The sequence below is a fragment of the Echinicola sp. 20G genome (assembly GCF_015533855.1).
GTDB lineage: Bacteria > Bacteroidota > Bacteroidia > Cytophagales > Cyclobacteriaceae > Echinicola.
In genome coordinates this window covers 3,475,691-3,493,536 of the sequence record NZ_AP024154.1, presented here as the reverse complement: position 1 = coordinate 3,493,536, position 17,846 = coordinate 3,475,691, and the positions used below count along the sequence as shown (strand labels likewise).

Sequence of the window (17,846 nt, the reverse complement as noted above, 5' to 3'; positions counted from 1 at the left end):
AACCCTTCCCAACATGAAATACAAAGTTCTTTTGACATTCAGTCTGCTTACTTGGGGGATAACCTCATCCCTCTTGGCCCAATCGGGTAAAGTATATGATAATTTAAGTCTAAAAAGTGAAATTCTTGGTGGAGAAAGAAAGTACGCCCTTTACCTCCCCCCTGATTATGAGATATCTGAAAGAAGCTACCCAGTATTGTATTTACTTCATGGCGCTGGTGACGATCATACTGGATGGGTTCAATTTGGTGAAGTTTTGCTTATTGCTGATGAAGCCATCAAATCTGGACAAGCTACTCCTATGATCATTGTGATGCCAGATGCTGATACGGGTGTTAGAGGATACTTCAACCAGATAGATGGCAATTGGAACTATGAAGATTTTTTCTTTCAGGAACTTATGCCTCATGTTGAGAAAGAATATAGAATCAAAGGAGAAAAAAGGTATAGAGCTGTTTCAGGTCTATCAATGGGTGGCGGTGCAACATTTATGTATGCTCTCCACCATCCGGAATTATTTTCTTCAGCAGCTCCATTAAGTGCTTACATAGGCCCTCTATCTTTGGAGCAAATGAAACAGAGAATGGATACAAAGAACTTCTCTGATGAACAACTTACCTCCTACTTTGAAAATCATAATGCATTATCCTTGATAGAAAAGATTCCTGATGACAAAAAAAAATCAGTGAGATGGTATATTGACTGCGGTGACGACGACTTCCTTTATGAAGGCAATAGTTTGGTACATATCGCAATGAGAAAAAAAGAAATCCCCCACGAGTTTAGAATCAGAGACGGAAGTCACTCTTGGTCCTATTGGAGACAATCCTTACCAACTGTACTGGAGTTTGTTTCTCAGGCCTTCCACCAATATTGAAGCCTCCTCCTTTTCAATAAAATATTTTCATTGTAACTTGTATTAAAATGTTTCAACTCTAACCACTTAAATCAAAAGACAAAAAAATATATTTATAATTCATTTTTTAACATACATTTTACACTTTTATTCTTGTTAGAATTCATAAAATCATTAATTTTAAAAAGTAATCACCTTTTACTGAAAATAACATAATATAATTTTAAAATTTTTAAGTATGACGATTGAGGAAGCAGTCAAAGAACAGATCAGCCTTCAGGGCATGAATGTAGAAAAGGTAGAAGAGCAAATTAGCAATTTTATTAATGGCTTCCCTGCCTTAACAATTGAGGAAGCTGCTGCTATTGGCAATGGTATTCAGACAGTCACTGATGACGAGATTGAAAGGTATCTTAAAGAATATCCCAGCAAATGTGCTGAAAAGGAAATAGTAAAATTCGTACCCGCCAGTGGTGCAGCAACTAGAATGTTCAAAGATCTGTTTTCCTATTTAAGTGCTGAAGATAAAAGTTTAGATAATAATCCCTTTGTAAAAAAATTTATCTCAAAGCTGAATTCGTTTGCTTTTTATGAGGATTTAGAAGCAAAACTTTTAGAAAACAACCTTAACATCCATACCCTTATTGAGAAAGAGGAATATGCAACCATAATCTCATGGTTATTGGATGACAAAGGATTGGGATACGGCAATCTTCCGAAAGGTTTGTTAAAGTTTCATAGATATGATGATGGAAGCAGAACTCCGGTTTATGAGCACTTTACAGAGGGAATTCAATACGGCTTGGGTAAAGGCAATACGGTAAGGCTCCATTTCACGGTCTCCCCAGAGCATCAAGACCGCTTTGAAGACAAGGTAAACTACCTAAAGAAGCTTCTAAGTGATAAGTTTAAGATTGATTTCGAAGTTAGTTTTTCCCAACAAAAGAAATCAACTGATACCATTGCTGTCAATATGGACAATACTCCTTTTATTGAAGAAAATGGTGAAATCCTTTTTAGACCTGCAGGACATGGCGCTCTTTTAGAAAACCTTAATGAAGTAGATGGAGATCTTATTTTTATAAAAAATATTGACAATGTCGTACCTGACCACCTTAAAGAAATTACCCGAAAGTACAAAATAGCGATTGCCAGCATCCTTCTTGAAACGCAGGAAAAACTATTTTCTATTCTTTCAAATCTTGAAGAGTCTCCTAGTCCTGACAACATTAGTACAGCTTCTGCTTTTCTTGAAAATAAACTTGGTCAAAGGTTACCCCATAACTTTAGTAGTTTGGAGGATATTGATAAAGTTCAATATTTAAAAAGTAAGCTAGACAGACCTCTTCGTGTATGTGGAATGGTAGAAAACACAGGCGAGCCGGGTGGAGGCCCATTTTGGGTAAGAGATAGCGATGGTTCTGTTTCTTTACAGATCGGGGAAACTGCACAGTTGGATCTTGAGGATAAAAAACATGCCAATATCTTGAAATCATCTACTCATTTTAATCCTACAGACCTAGTTTGTGGAGTGAAGAATTATAAGGGAGAAAAGTTTGATCTACTTAAATATAGAGACCCTTCCACTGGTTTTATCACCTTCAAGTCAAAGAATGGTAAAGACTTAAAAGCCCAAGAATTGCCAGGGCTCTGGAATGGATCTATGGCTGATTGGAACTCAATTTTTGTGGAAGTCCCGCTAGAAACTTTTAATCCAGTAAAAACGATCAACGATCTCCTTAGAGAGCAACATCAATAAGCTTTTAAAGTTTTATACACTTAATAAATGCCCATCTGCCGTTTTTTCTAAACAGCTGTGGGCATTTTAGCGTTTATAAAAATTCATTTAACCCATAGTATGCGAGCATTAGTGATTTCTGGAGGAGGAAGCAAAGGCGCTTTTGCAGGAGGTATTGCGGAATTCCTTATTAAAGAATGTCAATTTAAGTATGACCTGTTTGTTGGTACCTCAACAGGTAGCTTATTGATTCCTCATCTGGCTATTGATGAAATAGATAAAATCAAAAAGTTATATACTTCAGTCAGACAAGAAGATATATTTAGCACATGTCCCTTTATCATCGCTAAAGAAAATAACAAGTATAAAACCAGAATTAATCACTGGGGAATAGTGAAGCTTTTTATTAGAGGAACCAAAACATTCGGAGACAGCCATAACCTACTTAAGCTAATTAAGAAAAATATAAGTAAAAGAGACTTCCACAAAATGAAGGCTAATCACTCAGATATTGTGGTAACCGTCTCCAATCTTAGCACCAATCAAGTAGAATATAAATCCATCAAAGAATCAAATTATGACGATTTCTGTGACTGGATATGGGCCTCTTCGAACATGGTTCCCTTTATGAGTCTCCTCGAAAAAAACAACATGGAATATGCAGATGGTGGTATGGCCGATCTAGTTCCCATTTCAGAATCTATTCGACGGGGTGCTACGGAATTGGACATAATAGTGCTCAAAACGAATCAACCAAGATCAGCCAAAAGGCCCACCAAAAATGCAATGGAATTAACAACACGCACATTTGACTTTATGCTGAACCAAATTTCCAATGATGATATCACAATTGGTAAGCTGCATGGTTCCGAAAATCAAGTCAAACTAAATTTTTATTACCCTCCAAAATCCTTGACAGAAAATTCACTGATATTTAACCCAGAAGAAATGAAGACATGGTGGGAAGAAGGGTACAACTTTGCCAAAAGTTTTGATCCTGTTTGTAAATGCATAGAACCAATACCATACAAAAACCTATAAATCAATCAATTACAAAACAAAAAAGCAGAGAAAAATTCTCTGCTCTTTATTTGAAAACTAAACCAACTATTATTTAACTACCACAGTTAAACAAAAATAGTAAATTTCACCAATATTCAAAATAATTAATTAAAAAGGTATGTTATCCGCTATTTTTTGTTGCTCACTTTATAAAGCAATCCAAGCGACAAACCTTGGCTATACTGAATATCAGAATCCTGATCTATATCATACAGGTTAATACTCGTAAAGGTCACACTGATTATTTCTGTAATTTTGGCAGTCAAAGTCACATCCAATCTGTGATCAATATTTTTAAAAGAGAATGTTTCGTAGTTCGCGTACATTTGATAGCGCGTCTTAATATTGAAATTCTCCGCTATATCTTTATCCCATTGAGCGAAAATCTGAAGCGCCAACCATTCTGTTCTAACAGTCTGCCCTATTGGAACCCCATAATTATCCTCCACATTGTCTGAGATTGATTCGTCTGTCACAAAAGTCCATCTGGGTGAAAAAGGACCAATTCTTAAATTAAACTCATCATTGGGCTTATATTCGATACCCAAGGAAGTGGTCAAATAACCTGGAGACATAAACCCTGAAATAAGTGTCCTAGGGTCTTCGTCATAATCATACCCATCAGCAAACTGAGTCAAAAAGTTAGCCGAGAAATAGGTTCCCCAATTTTTAGAAAGTTTATACCCTACTTTAGAATCCAAAAATATCCTGTCATTTGACTTTCTACTTTCTTCTCCTTCATTTTTAACTATCCCGTAAAGCAGTTCCATTTCATTATCCCAGGTCCAACGCTCTTTGGCGTAGTTGGCTTTTCCTGCGACAATTGACCCTAAGGCCACTGAATTAACCCCACCAGCACTCCAATTACTACTAAATGCTGCTTGGTTGAAATTAAGGCCAGCTGAAAACTCCTTGGACCAATAGGTGGTATCTTTCGTTGTTTGTGTTAAACTATCTACCTCGTCTTGTGCATAAGAAAAAACAGAGATAGTTAAAATGGGCAATAGAATAGCTAAAAATTTCTTCATAGAAAAAAGCATTTTTAATAGATTTATTATGAAATTGATAGAATATTATCCTCCAAAATTATGGAAAAAGAATCTGAAAATGAATTAATCGTAAGAGATTATTTAGCTCGTCAGAGAACCAAGCTAGCCAATGACAGAACTTTATTGTCCTATATAAGGACTAGTCTTTATTTTTTGGTAAGTGGCACGGCTTTGGTAAAAGTAGAAGATCTAGCTAATATCAAAGAGTTCGGTTATATTTCCTTTATTATTAGTTTTATCTTTTTAGTGATGGGTTTCACCAATTTTATTAGCATAAAAAGAAAAATAAAAAAAGGTCATTACGCTAAAATGTAATTCATGACGCCAGAAATCATTACGGTATTGGTCATTATTGCTGTGGCAATGGTTCTTTTCCTTACCGAGAAATTATCCATTGATACCATATCCATTTTAGTGATGATCACTTTTATGGTCACAGGCATCCTGAATTTTGAAGAGGGTGTTGCCGGTTTTAGTAACCCTGCCACCATTACTGTCGGTGCCATGTTTGTCATCAGTGCTGCTGTTTTTAAAACGGGGTCACTGAACAGCATTAATATCATTTTCCTTAGGATGAGCAGAAAAAACGAATTTCTCTTTTTGCTCACCTTAATGATTTTTTCTGGGATTCTCTCAGCGTTCATTAACGATACAGCTGTGGTGGCCTTGCTGATGCCTACGGTACTTAAAATTGCCAAAGACACTAAAATACCTCCATCAAAATTACTCATGCCTTTATCCTTTGGTTCATTGATGGGAGGAGTCTGTACCCTTTTGGGGACCAGTACGAACATACTTGTAAGTGGAATCGCACAAAGCCATGGAGTCAAGCCTTTTGGCATTTTTGAAATGAGTGGAATGGGCATTCTTTTTCTCATTTCAGGTATTACCTATATGATGACCATAGGAAAATGGCTTACGCCAAGCAGGTTGCCTTCAAGGGAAATTTCAGAAACTTTTGACATGGGGGATTATATCACCGAAATCTTTGTCACCAAAAAGTTCGAAGATATTGGTACGTCCATTAAAACCTCAAAGTTTTTCAATGATTACAATGTAGACCCCATCCAAATCATTCGAGAAAGTGGGGAAATCATCAATGCCTATAAATATACTGTCATCCGCGCCAATGACACCATCAGGGTAAGTTGTGATAAAGACACGTTGACCCAAATACGTAATATCCCTGGAATTGAATTGAAAATAGATTTGAAACTCAAAGATGAAGATTTTAAATCTCAGGGTTATAAATTGTATGAAATGGTGGTACCACCCAATTCCAACCTCATCAATAACACCGTCAAATCTTTTGATTTCCGTGCTACTTATCCTGGTCTTACAGTCTTGGCAATTCGGCACAGAAATGACATTCTTTTTAAAAAACTCAAGCATACCAAAATTTCAGCTGGTGATGTACTCTTAGTAAGAGGAGATGAAGAAGTTGTAGGTCAAATTAAAGGTGGGGAAAACCTATTAATCATATCTGAAGACAATAGTCCTAGGGTAAATTGGAAAAAAATTGCATTGACACTTTTTATAGTTGTATCAGTAATCACTTTAGCAGCAATCAATGTGCTTCCTATTCCAGTAGCTGCTATTTGCGGGGTAGTTTTATTGATTATAATGAAAGCAATTAGTACTGAAGAGGCCTATAGATCCGTTGATTGGAAAGTACTTTTTATGCTTGCTGGAATTCTATCCATGGGAACTGCCTTAGAAAAAACGGGAGCTGCCAATCTCCTTGCGGAAACCCTTGTGAATCAAATGGGCGATTTTGGTCCTAGGGTAATTTTGAGTGTAGTTTTTGCGGTTACTTTTTTGGCCACCAATATTATGTCCAATAATGCCACCGCTGCCTTGTTAGCTCCTATAGCTATTTCGATCGCAGCTTCTCTTGAAGTGAGCGACCGCCCCTTCCTAATGGCTGTTACTTTTGGAGCATCTCTTAGCTTTATGACTCCCATGGGTTATCAAACAAATACCATGATCTATACGCCTGGAAATTACAAATTCTCAGATTATCTAAAAGTGGGTACACCGCTGAACCTTTTATATTGGATCATTGCCACCCTATGCATTCCTATATTCTTTCCCTTCTAGGCTGTTATACTTCATGTAATATTTTTGATAGCTTTGTGCTTTAATTTCTGGAGAATTGGAATACATCAAAGAAGAGGGAACTACCCTCATTATATTTGGCATCTTAATTATATCGTTGCTCTTAACAGACCTTTTGGTTTTCAATAAGACAGCTCATAAGGTCAAAATCAAAGAAGCAATGATATGGTCAATCATTTGGATCAGCATTGGTTTGCTTTTTGGCCTCTACATATATTTTAGTCTAGGAGGTGAAAAGGCTACACAGTATTATACTGCCTTTTTGATCGAAAAAGCCTTAAGTGTAGACAACTTATTTGTGTTCATTATGGTATTTAGATTTTTCAAAGTACCCGATGCCTATCAACACAAAGTCCTATTCTATGGAATTATTGGGGCAGTATTGATGCGGGCCATTTTTATATTTTTTGGTGTAACGCTAATAGGCATAAGCTATTTACCTGCGTTCACTTTTGCTGGCATAGAAATCAAAATCAATGTTGTGATGACCCTTTTTGGAGTATTTTTGATTTATGCTGGCTGGAAATCATGGCATCAGGAAGATGAAGAATCAGAAGATTTTTCAAAATCATTGGGAACTCAATTCATTCATAAATTATTCAGAGTTTACCCGAAATTCAATGGTGAAAAATTCTTCATTAGGATCGATGGCAAAAGTTTTGCGACCCAACTACTGGTAGTTGTGGCTGTTGTTGAATTCACAGATTTATTATTTGCAGTTGATTCTATCCCAGCCATTTTTGCTGTTTCAAACGACCCAGTCATTTTATACACTTCAAACATATTCGCAATCCTTGGCCTTCGTGCATTATATTTTCTTCTCGCAAGTGCCTTTGACATGTTTGCTTATTTAAAATATGGATTGGCATTTATCTTGGTTTTCATAGGGGCAAAGATGGTCCTTTCTTCCATTTACCACATCCCTAGTACACTTTCTCTTGGCATTGTTGGTGGAGTTCTAATTATATGTATGGTCTTCTCCATCAAAAAGTATAAGCAGCAAAGAAGTTTATCCAAAAACAATATTAGATAGTCTGGTAAAGTCCACTTTGTTACTTAACATCTCTTTACTATTTGGTAGGTTTTTTGCAAGAAAATTTGGATAACCAACTTTATTGATATGAAAACTTTAGGGATTGTTTTAGTCTTAGTAGGTATTGTGATGTTCATCATTACCGGTTTTTCATTTACTACAGAAGAGACAGTTATAGACGCAGGTCCACTTCAAGTAAGTGCGGAAAAAGAAAAATCAGTTAACTGGCCACCATATGCTGGTGGTATATCTATTGTCGCGGGCATCATTGTATTCGCCATTTCGCGTAAAAAATAACCATAGGGGCATTAAAAATGCCTCTTTTTTATTTTATTTTTACATAGTGTAATTGATGTTTTTTAATTACTACTAAACTGAATTTACAATCAACCACCAAAAACCTAAAACAGTTTGAAGCTAGCAGCCGTAGACATTGGGTCAAATGCCATAAGACTACAAATCACCCATGTAACTCATTACGAAAATCAGGTTAATTTTAAAAAACTAGAATATGTAAGGTTTCCTCTTAGACTTGGAAAGGATGTATTCCATACCAACAGGATCAGTGATATTAATAGAAGAAAGTTCATTAAACTGATGAAAGCCTATAAATTGTTGATTGATTTGTACGAAGTGGATGATTATATGGTCTGCGCTACTTCTGCTATGAGGGAATCCGAAAACGGAAAAGATATTGCCCAAGAGGTAAAACAAGATTTGGGGCTTAAAATCCAGATAATTGACGGAAACAAAGAAGCTGACCTAATCAATGTGGCACTTTGGAACTATATCGACCATAAGCCTTATTTACACGTGGATGTAGGTGGTGGCAGTACTGAGCTAAACATTTACCAAGACAGAAAAAAAATAGCTAGTAGGTCTTTCAAAATTGGTTCAGTTCGTGCTTTGGACCATAAGGACTCGCCTAAAGTATGGAAGGCTATGAGGGCGTTTATTCAAGAGAACATCGATAAAAAACATCGAATTACCTGCATTGGAACCGGGGGAAATATCAATAAAATTTTTGAGCTATCTAATCCAAGAAAAAATAAAAGATACTTGGACATTGCTAAAATAAAAGAGGTTCAAGCTTATTTGGAAGGGTTTAGCTATGAAGAAAGGGTAAATAAACTCAACCTTAATCCAGACAGGGCTGATGTGATCGTTCCAGCATCTTACATTTATTTATCCGCAATGGAAGCTGCCAATTCAACAAGAATGATTGTCCCTGATGTAGGGCTAAAAGATGGAGTAATGAATATTCTCTATGATAAAAACAAAGCAAAGCTAATATTATAAAATCAAGAAGGCCGGTCAATATGAATGCCCGGCCTTCTTGATTTACCGATTGCTTTAAATCAACTTTACATTTTCGACAATATCCGGAGTAATGGTAAAAAACTCTTTATGAATGTTGAATTCAACTTCATCATTTTGAGGGCTTTTAGCCACATAAGTCCCATCCTCCTGCATCATATAAGCATTGACATTATCCTTAAGGTTATAAGCTAAGATGTTCATCAATTGCTTTTCTAAGAATGGATCTTGAACCCTAAACAGTGATTCAAGTCTTTTCTCAAAACTCCTCACCATCATATCGGCACTTCCTGCATAAGTTCTTAAGTCACCATTATTATGAAAATGGTAAATTCTTGAATGCTCCAGAAAATCACCCACTATAGAATAAACCTCAATATTCTCACTTAGTCCTTTTCTTCCAGGCCGCAGACAACATATCCCTCTTATAATTAACTTAATAGGCACGCCACTTTGAGACGCCCTGTAAAGTGCATGAATGGTTTCACTGTCCTCAAGGCTGTTCACCTTAATAAATATTCCACAAGGCAAACCTTGACGGGCATGTTCTGCTTCGCACTCTATAAAATTGATCAGACCACTTCTCATTCCCTGTGGTGCAGTAATCAAGTTTTTATAGGAAGAAGGCATTGAATGTCCTGTAATTACATTAAAAAATTCAGAAACATCATTAGCCAAAACTTCATTAGTAGTCAGCAAACCTAAATCAGTATACAGCTTTGAGGTATCTTCGTTATAATTTCCGGATCCTAAGTGCACAAACCTTGTAACCTTGTTTTCGTCTTTTTTCACGATCAACATAAGCTTTGTATGGGTTTTAAAATTACTGACCCCATAGATCACAAAACATCCTGCTTTCTGAAGCTTCTTGGCTTCTTGCATATTGTTTTCTTCATCAAACCTAGCCTTCACTTCAAACAGCACTGATACGTGCTTTCCGTTTTCTGCTGCTTTCAGTAAGGCAGTTGTGATGCGTGAGTGCTTCGCCAACCTGTAAATTGTCATTTTAATGGCCATGACATTCGGGTCTTCGGCCGCCTTGTTCAACAGTTCCAAAATTGGCTCCATATTATTATATGGATGATGTAGCAATACATCCTTCTGTTTGAGCACCTGAAAGATATCTTGACTTCCCTGTACCCCAGCTTGAGGATAGCTTAAAGGAGGGACTGTTACCGGTGTCTGTGGAATCCTATCCTTAAATCTCCTATTTCCTATGATTTGCCAAAAACTGGTAAAGTCCAGCATGCTTTCCTTTTTGACTTTGAAAACACTGTCTTTTTGGATATTCCACCTGTCCTTAAGCAAATTCATCATCCACTTACTGTACCCCTCCTCAATTTCGACCCTTACTACCCTGCCAGTTTTTCGCTCATTAAGCTTACGTTTTACCTCTTCCAGGAAGTTCGAATCCATATCCTCTGTTTCTTCCAAAGTAAAATCACCATTTCTGGTAATTCTAAAAAGGTTGATGGACTCGATAATGACATTTCTAAACAAAGAAACAATATGCTCTCTGATCACTTCCTCAATAGGCACAAAAATCATCTCCTCATCCCTTTCGATTTCAAAAAACCTAGGAATATTGGATGGAATCTGAACAAATGACAGTTTTCGATTATCTTTTTTATCTCCCGGATTGATAGTCACTACCCCAAAAATCAACAGTTTGTTCATCAAAATGGGAAAGGTATGGTATCCATCAAACACCATTGGTGTGAGCATTGGATAAACTGCCTTAAAAAAATACTCTTTTATATATTCCTGTTCCTCATCTTCCAAATTTTTGACATTGCTTAAGATAAAACCAGACTCCCTGGTACTTGGCAAGATATTATTGATAAAGTGTTCATGTTGCTGCTCATGAAAATCCTGAGAGTCAAGCATTAGCTTTTCTTTGAAAGGTTCTTCCCTTAACCCGGAATAATCTATCCTTTCTTTATCATAATCAAGGTAATTATACAATGAACCCACCCTGATCATAAAAAACTCATCAAGGTTGGAGGCAGTGATGGCTAAAAATTTCAACTTTTCAAAAATTGTCCTGCTTTGCTTCTTGGACTGATCCAAAACTCGAAAATTGAATTTTATCCAACTTAGGTCTCTGCTGACCAAATCACTTCCATCTATTTTACTCTCGAATTTATCTCTTTGAATAACTTCCATTTCCATAATTCAAAATCCAAAACTTAATAAAATTGAACTTAAAAGAGGTTCCAAAATGAATTCATAATATAAGCAAAAAAGGGGCTTAATGCCCCTTAGTTACCGTTATTTTAATATACAATCAGGTATCAATTTTGGCGTACTTTGCATTCTTCTCAATGAACTCTCTTCGAGGAGCTACTTCATCTCCCATCAACATGCTGAACAGGTGATCCGCCTCAGCTGCTGACTCAATGGTTACTTGCTTTAAAGTACGGGATTCCGGATCCATGGTTGTAGTCCATAATTGTTCTGGGTTCATTTCACCAAGACCTTTGTAACGCTGTATACCAACACTCTCTAACTTACCGTCACCGGCCATTTCTCTTGTCAACTTTGCTCTCTCGTCTTCTGTCCAGCAATAACGCTCATCTTTTCCTTTTCTAAGGAGATATAATGGAGGCAAGGCGATATAAACGTAACCATTTTCTATCAATGATCTCATATAACGGAAGAAAAGCGTCAAGATCAAAGTCCTGATATGCGAACCGTCAATATCGGCATCCGTCATGATCACAATTTTGTGATAACGTAAATTGGTAAGATCCAACTCCTTTTCATCATCCGCGGTACCAAACTTAACCCCCAAAGCAGTTAAAATGTTTTTGATCTCATCATTATCATAAATCTTATGTTCATGAGCTTTTTCAACATTCAATATTTTACCTTTTAGTGGTAAAATAGCCTGGAAATCCCTATCTCGTCCTTGCTTGGCAGAACCACCTGCAGAGTCCCCTTCCACCAAGTATAGTTCACAAACTTCTGGATTCGTATTGGCACAATCGGCAAGCTTTCCTGGAAGACCACCTCCACCAAGAACATTCTTACGCTGCACCATCTCTCTGGCTTTTCTAGCTGCATGCCTCGCTTGAGCAGCCAACACAACTTTGCCAACAATAATCTTAGCTTCTTTCGGATGCTCCTCTAACCAGTATTGTAAGACCTCAGAAACAGAACTGTCCACTGCACTTACCACCTCTGAGTTACCCAATTTGGTTTTGGTCTGACCTTCAAATTGCGGCTCGGCTACCTTTACAGAAATAACAGCTGTCAATCCTTCTCTAAAGTCATCACCAGAAACATCTATTTTTACTTTATCTAGCATTCCAGACTTGTCAGCATAGCTCTTCAAGGTTCTGGTTAATGCTCTTCTGAAACCAGAAACGTGAGTTCCTCCTTCATAGGTATTGATGGTATTGACATATGAAACCACATTTTCAGAGAATGAGGAATTATAGCTCATGGCCACCTGAACTGGCACACCATTTTTCTCAGATTCTATATAAATAGGTTCTGCGATGATCTTTTCCTTGGTTTCATCCAAATACTGAACAAACTCCACCAAACCTCCCTCAGAGAAAAACTCATCAGACTTTGGTTTTCCATCATCATCCAACTCACGCATATCTTCTAGGAAAATCCTAATTCCTGCATTTAGGAAGGCCATTTCTCTCAGACGAGTTGCGATTGTATCGTATTTATATTCCAATACAGTAAAAATCTCACCATCAGGCTTGAAGTGAATGGTAGTTCCCCTTTTATCAGTAGTACCTATTTCTTTGACCTCGGTCTGAGGAACCCCTCTTGAATATTCTTGTTCAAATACTTTCCCATTACGGTGAACAGTAGCTTTCAGCATGGTGGACAAGGCATTCACACAGGAAACCCCAACACCATGAAGTCCACCGGACACTTTGTAAGTATCCTTATCAAACTTACCTCCAGCGTGCAATACGGTCATAACAACTTCCAAAGCTGAACGTTGCTCTTTTTCATGCATATCGGTCGGAATCCCTCTACCATTATCCTGCACCATCACAGAGTTATCCTCCAATACGGTCACATGAATGGTATCACAATGTCCAGCCAACGCTTCATCTATTGAGTTATCAACAACTTCCCATATCAAATGATGCAGGCCCTTGATCCCTACATCACCGATATACATGGCCGGCCTTTTTCTTACTGCTTCTAAACCTTCTAAAATCTGAATATTCCCTGCGGAATAATCCCCTAAATTCGACTCTTGTTCTTTACTCATAATAGGATTTATAAAAGAATAAAGAGGAATAATTCCTCTAGCTTCATTTTAACTTTCAACCTTTAATAATACGACATTTTTGGCACAAACCAGCTATAAAAACTCAAAAAATCAGCCCTATTTAGCTGTGACATTCATTAATATTGACTAGTTCTTAGCATTACTAAAGTACAAGCCTCCACCGGTTCAATTCCCTCATTTTTTAATCGATCACTAAACACTTGATTTTCAGCACCAGGGTTAAATATCACACGTTTTGGATGCAAAGATACAATGTAATCTTCCCACTCTCTTTGATGAACTGGATTGATGTACATCGTCACAGTATCTACATCGCTTATTATTGGCTTCTCGTTTAGGTTATTGATTATCTCCCCATGTACATTCCCTCCATGCACACTTAAAGGCACAATGGTATGACCATACTCCTTTAGCATTCCCGCAGCTAAAAAAGCATATTTTGAAGGATTGTCTGTTGCTCCTATAATTACAGTTTTCTTATCTCCCATATTTCTCCATTAGTTTTTCAGCACATCTTTCTCCATCCATTGCAGCAGAAACTATACCACCTGCATATCCTGCTCCTTCACCACAAGGATAAAGACGAGAAATTTCTGGGTGTTCAAAGGTTTCTTTTCCTCTGGGCACCCTGACGGGTGAAGAAGTCCTACTTTCTACTCCGATTATCTGGGCATCATTTGTATAGTAACCTTTCATTTTATTTCCAAAAGCCTTAAATGCCTGCTTCAATCTTGAAGCAATAAAATCAGGCAAAACTTCGCTTCCCATATTTACAGATTGTAAACCTGGCTGATAAGAAGTATCCAAAAGTGTACTACTATCTTTGCCCTCAACAAAATCGGCCAACCGTTGGGCTGGCGCAACTTGGGTCTCTCCCCCTGCTCTCCAAGCCGCTTTTTCAACATCCAATTGAAACATCATTGCCCCTAAAGCACCATGCTTGTGATATTCTACCGGAAGATCTTCCAACTCAACTGCTGCTACAATTCCTGAATTGGCAAACTTACTATCCCTTCTACTTGGACTCATACCATTGACCACTAACTCACCTGGTGAAGTCGCTGCTGGTACGATAAAGCCTCCAGGACACATGCAAAAGGAAAAAACTCCTCTTTGCTTGCTATCATAAACTGTCTGTTGCACCAAAGCATAAGATGAGGCTGGAAGATAAGGACCTCTATCCGTTCTGCAGTGGTACTGAATTTGATCAATTAGTTGCTGGCTATGTTCAACTCTTACCCCAAGCGCAAAAGGCTTGGCCTCAATCAGAATCTTTCTATCATTTAAAAGATGAAAAATATCCCTAGCAGAATGTCCCGTTGCCAAAATGACCCCCAAACCCAAAATAGTTTCACCATCGGCAGTGATCACTCCTTTCATCTCATCTCCTTCTAAAACAAAATCTGTGACTTTGGTATCAAAAAGTATTTCTCCCCCTGCACTTAAAACACTTTCTCTCAAATCTGCAACCAAAACCGGAAGCTTATTGGTCCCAATATGTGGATGTGCATCGACCAAAATATCCTCTGTAGCACCATGGGAAACCATAATCTCCAGAATTCTCCTCACGTCTCCCCTCTTTTTGGAACGGGTATATAATTTTCCGTCAGAATAAGTGCCGGCTCCTCCCTCTCCAAAACAATAATTAGATTCGGGATTAACAACATGCTCCTTATTGATGGCTGCCAAATCCCTCCTTCTTGACCTTACGTCTCTGCCTCTTTCCAGTACTATCGGTTTTCCTCCCAATTCAATCACCCGCAAAGCAGCAAAAAGACCAGCTGGACCAGCTCCTACAATGATAACCGGATCAGCATTTCCCACTTTCTGGTAATCCTTAGTGGCCTCAATTCTTGCATCAGGTACTTCATTGATAAAAACCTCCGCGGTCACATTTATTTTTACCTGCCGGCCTCTAGCATCAATCGATCTCTTCAGTGGACGAATATTTATTTTATCTTCAGAACTTTTCAGTCCTAAACTCTTGAGAACAGTAGCTTCAAAAAGCTGCTCATCATAAGCTTCTTTCGGGCTAAGCTTTAGTTGTAATTCTTTTCTCATTTGGTAAGGTATTTATCCTTAAATCAGTAATATCCAGTTTATAATTCTTGACCAAAGACTTCTTTGACCACCCAGCCTTTGCCCCACTCTTCTTTTTCCTTCTCCGACCAAAGCTCAGGGTAAAACACCACTTTCTGAAACCTAGGTGGAAGGTACTTTTGCCAGTTGGTACCTCCAGTTGCAGCAATATCTTCAGGATTTTTCTGTAAATACCTTACAGCAGACTTGTAATGTGCCAAAGGCCAAAAGACATTTGCTTTAAGGTCATAAGTCTTCATCAACTCGGTAAGTTCGTCATCAGTATCCTGACAATTCTGATAAATCTTCCAAAGATTTCTTTTCCTATAACTAACAATTAGCTCTTTCAGTTTTTTACCATACTTTTCCTCAAAAGTCCTTAATGTCAAGGTCTTTTCTCCAGTTGCCAGCTCTTTTGCTCCTGATTGCCAATAAAGAATATCAAACAAACTGTCCACATTGGTCAAGTTAATGTCCATGTAGTCTTCTCTTTCTATAATATTGACCAAATACTGGATTTCTGTGGACATGATTTCAATGATGCGGTATTGTGCACTTTGAAAACCACTGGAAGGCAACAATGACATCCTAAACTTCAAAAACTGCTCCTTTTCCATCCCCTTCCACATCACCGAAAAAGAGGAAATCAGTTGATCAAAATACATAATGACCCGCTCCATTCGCTCTTTCATAAAAGCCGCTTTTACCTCTACTTGTTCAGCAATTTGTTCCAATTCCCAAATGATCAACTTAAAGTACAACTCTGTGATCTGATGATAAATAATGAATATTTTCTCGTCTTTGAAAGATGTCTTCGGCTGCTGCAAAGTCAGCAAGGTATCCAGGTTAATGTAATCCCAATACGTCAAATAATCCGCATAAAGCAACCCTTCCAAATACGAAAGCATGTCTTGACCAGAAGCTTTGTATTTTTCGTGTAATTGTTGAATTTTATCGATTATTTCTTGGGATGGCTGCTCCTTGCTCATGGATGTTTTTTTATGCTGGTAATGTAGTTTTTTATCAAACTTCTTGCTTAATTAAAGAGGCTTTGGAGAGTACTACTTAAAAACTTATACGCAAAAATCAGTCTAAAAACCCAATAAACCAAAATTTCATGTCGTCAAATACCTTCCCGAAAAGAGCAACCAAGCAAGATACTTTTGAAAGTGTCGACTTTTATGCTATTGATGATTTGTTAACCGAAGAGCATCTGCTCATCAGGCAGTCCATGCGAGACTTTGTCAAAAAAGAAGTCTCACCTTTTATTGAAGACTGGTCCCAAAAAGCTCACTTTCCCAAAGAAATTGTCTCCAAATTTGGTAAGGTTGGGGCTTTTGGTCCGCAAATCCCAACAGAATATGGAGGGGGAGGACTAGATTATATTGCCTATGGACTTATTATGCAGGAAATCGAACGTGGAGACTCTGGCATGAGGTCTACCGTTTCTGTCCAAGGTTCTTTGGTCATGTACCCAATCCATGCCTTTGGAAGTGAGGCGCAAAAAAGAAAATATTTACCCCAACTCGCTTCGGGAAAAATGCTGGGCTGTTTTGGACTTACTGAACCGGACTATGGTTCTAACCCAAGTGCAATGAAAACCTATTTTAAAGATATGGGAGACCACTACTTGCTCAATGGAGCCAAAATGTGGATTTCTAATTCACCACAAGCAGACATCGCTGTAGTTTGGGCTAAAAATGAGAAAGGAAGAATCCATGGGCTTATTGTTGAAAGAGGAATGGAGGGGTTTACTACACCTGAGACCCATAATAAATGGTCTTTGAGAGCAAGTTGTACCGGAGAGTTGGTTTTTGATAATGTCAAAGTGCCTAAGGAAAACTTACTGCCCGGCAAATCAGGCTTGGGCGCTCCATTAATGTGTTTGGACTCTGCCCGTTATGGAATAGCTTGGGGCGCACTAGGAGCGGCAATGGACTGCTATGACTCGGCCAAAAGATACGCATTGGAAAGAATACAGTTTGACAAGCCCATTGCATCCTTTCAACTTGTCCAGAAGAAATTAGCTGAAATGCTTACCGAAATTACCAAAGCGCAATTATTGGTTTGGAGATTAGGCAAACTAAAAAATGAAGGGAAAGCCACCACAGCTCAAGTCTCACTCGCCAAGAGAAACAATGTGGCCATGGCATTGGATATCGCCAGAGAAGCAAGGCAAATTCACGGTGGCATGGGAATAACCGGTGAATATCCCATCATGCGTCATGTGATGAATTTGGAATCTGTAATTACTTACGAAGGGACTCACGATATCCATTTGTTGATTCTTGGTCAAGAAATCACCGGCATACCTGCATTTAAATAAT

General features: G+C 37.9%; 15 protein-coding genes. 9 read left to right on the top strand and 6 right to left on the bottom strand.

Going from position 1 to position 17,846, the window contains the following annotated elements; genetic code table 11:
- The first annotated feature begins 13 nt into the window (after positions 1–13).
- The 3 genes from JL001_RS14335 (at position 14) to JL001_RS14325 (ending at position 3,635) form a co-directional block, all read left to right on the top strand.
- On the top strand, positions 14–877 hold the full coding sequence (locus JL001_RS14335) for an esterase family protein (RefSeq protein ID WP_200977207.1): 864 nt from the start codon (positions 14–16) through the stop codon (positions 875–877).
- A 217-nt stretch (positions 878–1,094) separates the two neighbouring features.
- On the top strand, positions 1,095–2,615 hold the full coding sequence (locus JL001_RS14330; protein ID WP_200977205.1) for a DUF4301 family protein: 1,521 nt from the start codon (positions 1,095–1,097) through the stop codon (positions 2,613–2,615).
- 99 nt (positions 2,616–2,714) lie between these two features.
- Positions 2,715–3,635, top strand: a complete 921-nt coding sequence (locus JL001_RS14325) for a patatin family protein (RefSeq protein ID WP_200977203.1) — start codon at positions 2,715–2,717, stop codon at positions 3,633–3,635.
- Between the two features lie 149 nt (positions 3,636–3,784).
- Here JL001_RS14325 and JL001_RS14320 read toward each other — a convergent pair whose 3' ends face one another.
- Positions 3,785–4,684, bottom strand: coding sequence for a DUF3078 domain-containing protein (locus JL001_RS14320; RefSeq protein WP_200977201.1), 900 nt, complete (start codon positions 4,682–4,684; stop codon positions 3,785–3,787).
- Between the two features lie 60 nt (positions 4,685–4,744).
- On the opposite strand from JL001_RS14320, the gene JL001_RS14315 reads away from it, so the two are divergent.
- From JL001_RS14315 to JL001_RS14295, 5 genes are all read left to right on the top strand, one after another.
- Positions 4,745–5,020, top strand: coding sequence for a DUF202 domain-containing protein (locus JL001_RS14315; RefSeq protein WP_200977197.1), 276 nt, complete (start codon positions 4,745–4,747; stop codon positions 5,018–5,020).
- A gap of 3 nt (positions 5,021–5,023) precedes the next feature.
- A complete protein-coding gene (locus JL001_RS14310; protein ID WP_200977196.1) occupies positions 5,024–6,805 on the top strand; it encodes an SLC13 family permease in 1,782 nt (593 codons plus the stop codon).
- 55 nt (positions 6,806–6,860) lie between these two features.
- Entirely contained in the window at positions 6,861–7,856 is a 996-nt protein-coding gene (locus tag JL001_RS14305; RefSeq protein ID WP_200977193.1) for a TerC/Alx family metal homeostasis membrane protein, read from the top strand.
- Between the two features lie 87 nt (positions 7,857–7,943).
- A complete protein-coding gene (locus JL001_RS14300; RefSeq protein WP_200977183.1) occupies positions 7,944–8,153 on the top strand; it encodes a hypothetical protein in 210 nt (69 codons plus the stop codon).
- 114 nt (positions 8,154–8,267) lie between these two features.
- Complete coding sequence (locus JL001_RS14295; RefSeq protein WP_200977180.1) at positions 8,268–9,155, top strand: Ppx/GppA phosphatase family protein; 888 nt, start codon at positions 8,268–8,270, stop codon at positions 9,153–9,155.
- 54 nt (positions 9,156–9,209) lie between these two features.
- On the opposite strand, the gene ppk1 is transcribed toward JL001_RS14295, so the two are convergent.
- The 5 genes from ppk1 to JL001_RS14270 all read right to left on the bottom strand — a co-directional run bounded on the left by ppk1 (position 9,210) and on the right by JL001_RS14270 (position 16,508).
- The gene (gene ppk1, locus JL001_RS14290) at positions 9,210–11,339 is read right to left on the bottom strand and encodes a polyphosphate kinase 1 (RefSeq protein ID WP_200977177.1); all 2,130 of its coding nucleotides are present in this window, start codon (positions 11,337–11,339) and stop codon (positions 9,210–9,212) included.
- Between the two features lie 121 nt (positions 11,340–11,460).
- Positions 11,461–13,419 (bottom strand): DNA topoisomerase (ATP-hydrolyzing) subunit B, encoded by a 1,959-nt coding sequence (gene gyrB, locus JL001_RS14285; RefSeq protein WP_200977175.1) that lies wholly within the window; start codon positions 13,417–13,419, stop codon positions 11,461–11,463.
- 137 nt (positions 13,420–13,556) lie between these two features.
- The gene (locus JL001_RS14280; RefSeq protein ID WP_200977173.1) at positions 13,557–13,928 is read right to left on the bottom strand and encodes a CoA-binding protein; all 372 of its coding nucleotides are present in this window, start codon (positions 13,926–13,928) and stop codon (positions 13,557–13,559) included.
- Entirely contained in the window at positions 13,918–15,501 is a 1,584-nt protein-coding gene (locus JL001_RS14275; protein ID WP_200977171.1) for an NAD(P)/FAD-dependent oxidoreductase, read from the bottom strand. Before JL001_RS14275 ends, JL001_RS14280 begins: the two co-directional genes overlap by 11 nt.
- 38 nt (positions 15,502–15,539) lie before the next feature.
- Positions 15,540–16,508 (bottom strand): tryptophan 2,3-dioxygenase family protein, encoded by a 969-nt coding sequence (locus tag JL001_RS14270; RefSeq protein WP_200977169.1) that lies wholly within the window; start codon positions 16,506–16,508, stop codon positions 15,540–15,542.
- A 128-nt stretch (positions 16,509–16,636) separates the two neighbouring features.
- Between JL001_RS14270 and JL001_RS14265 the strand changes: the two genes are divergently transcribed.
- A complete protein-coding gene (locus tag JL001_RS14265; protein ID WP_200977167.1) occupies positions 16,637–17,845 on the top strand; it encodes an acyl-CoA dehydrogenase family protein in 1,209 nt (402 codons plus the stop codon).
- Position 17,846: the final 1 nt, after the last annotated feature.

What these genes read in the sequence shown, in the direction of transcription:
- gyrB (WP_200977175.1), bottom strand. Translation starts at nt 13,419, where the DNA reads ATGAGTAAAGAACAAGAGTCGAATTTAGGGGATTATTCCGCAGGGAAT.
- ppk1 (WP_200977177.1), bottom strand. Translation starts at nt 11,339, where the DNA reads ATGGAAGTTATTCAAAGAGATAAATTCGAGAGTAAAATAGATGGAAGT.
- JL001_RS14315 (WP_200977197.1), top strand. Translation starts at nt 4,745, where the DNA reads ATGGAAAAAGAATCTGAAAATGAATTAATCGTAAGAGATTATTTAGCT.
- JL001_RS14300 (WP_200977183.1), top strand. Translation starts at nt 7,944, where the DNA reads ATGAAAACTTTAGGGATTGTTTTAGTCTTAGTAGGTATTGTGATGTTC.
- JL001_RS14330 (WP_200977205.1), top strand. Translation starts at nt 1,095, where the DNA reads ATGACGATTGAGGAAGCAGTCAAAGAACAGATCAGCCTTCAGGGCATG.
- JL001_RS14270 (WP_200977169.1), bottom strand. Translation starts at nt 16,508, where the DNA reads ATGAGCAAGGAGCAGCCATCCCAAGAAATAATCGATAAAATTCAACAA.
- JL001_RS14280 (WP_200977173.1), bottom strand. Translation starts at nt 13,928, where the DNA reads ATGGGAGATAAGAAAACTGTAATTATAGGAGCAACAGACAATCCTTCA.
- JL001_RS14310 (WP_200977196.1), top strand. Translation starts at nt 5,024, where the DNA reads ATGACGCCAGAAATCATTACGGTATTGGTCATTATTGCTGTGGCAATG.
- JL001_RS14275 (WP_200977171.1), bottom strand. Translation starts at nt 15,501, where the DNA reads ATGAGAAAAGAATTACAACTAAAGCTTAGCCCGAAAGAAGCTTATGAT.
- JL001_RS14320 (WP_200977201.1), bottom strand. Translation starts at nt 4,684, where the DNA reads ATGAAGAAATTTTTAGCTATTCTATTGCCCATTTTAACTATCTCTGTT.
- JL001_RS14335 (WP_200977207.1), top strand. Translation starts at nt 14, where the DNA reads ATGAAATACAAAGTTCTTTTGACATTCAGTCTGCTTACTTGGGGGATA.
- JL001_RS14265 (WP_200977167.1), top strand. Translation starts at nt 16,637, where the DNA reads ATGTCGTCAAATACCTTCCCGAAAAGAGCAACCAAGCAAGATACTTTT.
- JL001_RS14325 (WP_200977203.1), top strand. Translation starts at nt 2,715, where the DNA reads ATGCGAGCATTAGTGATTTCTGGAGGAGGAAGCAAAGGCGCTTTTGCA.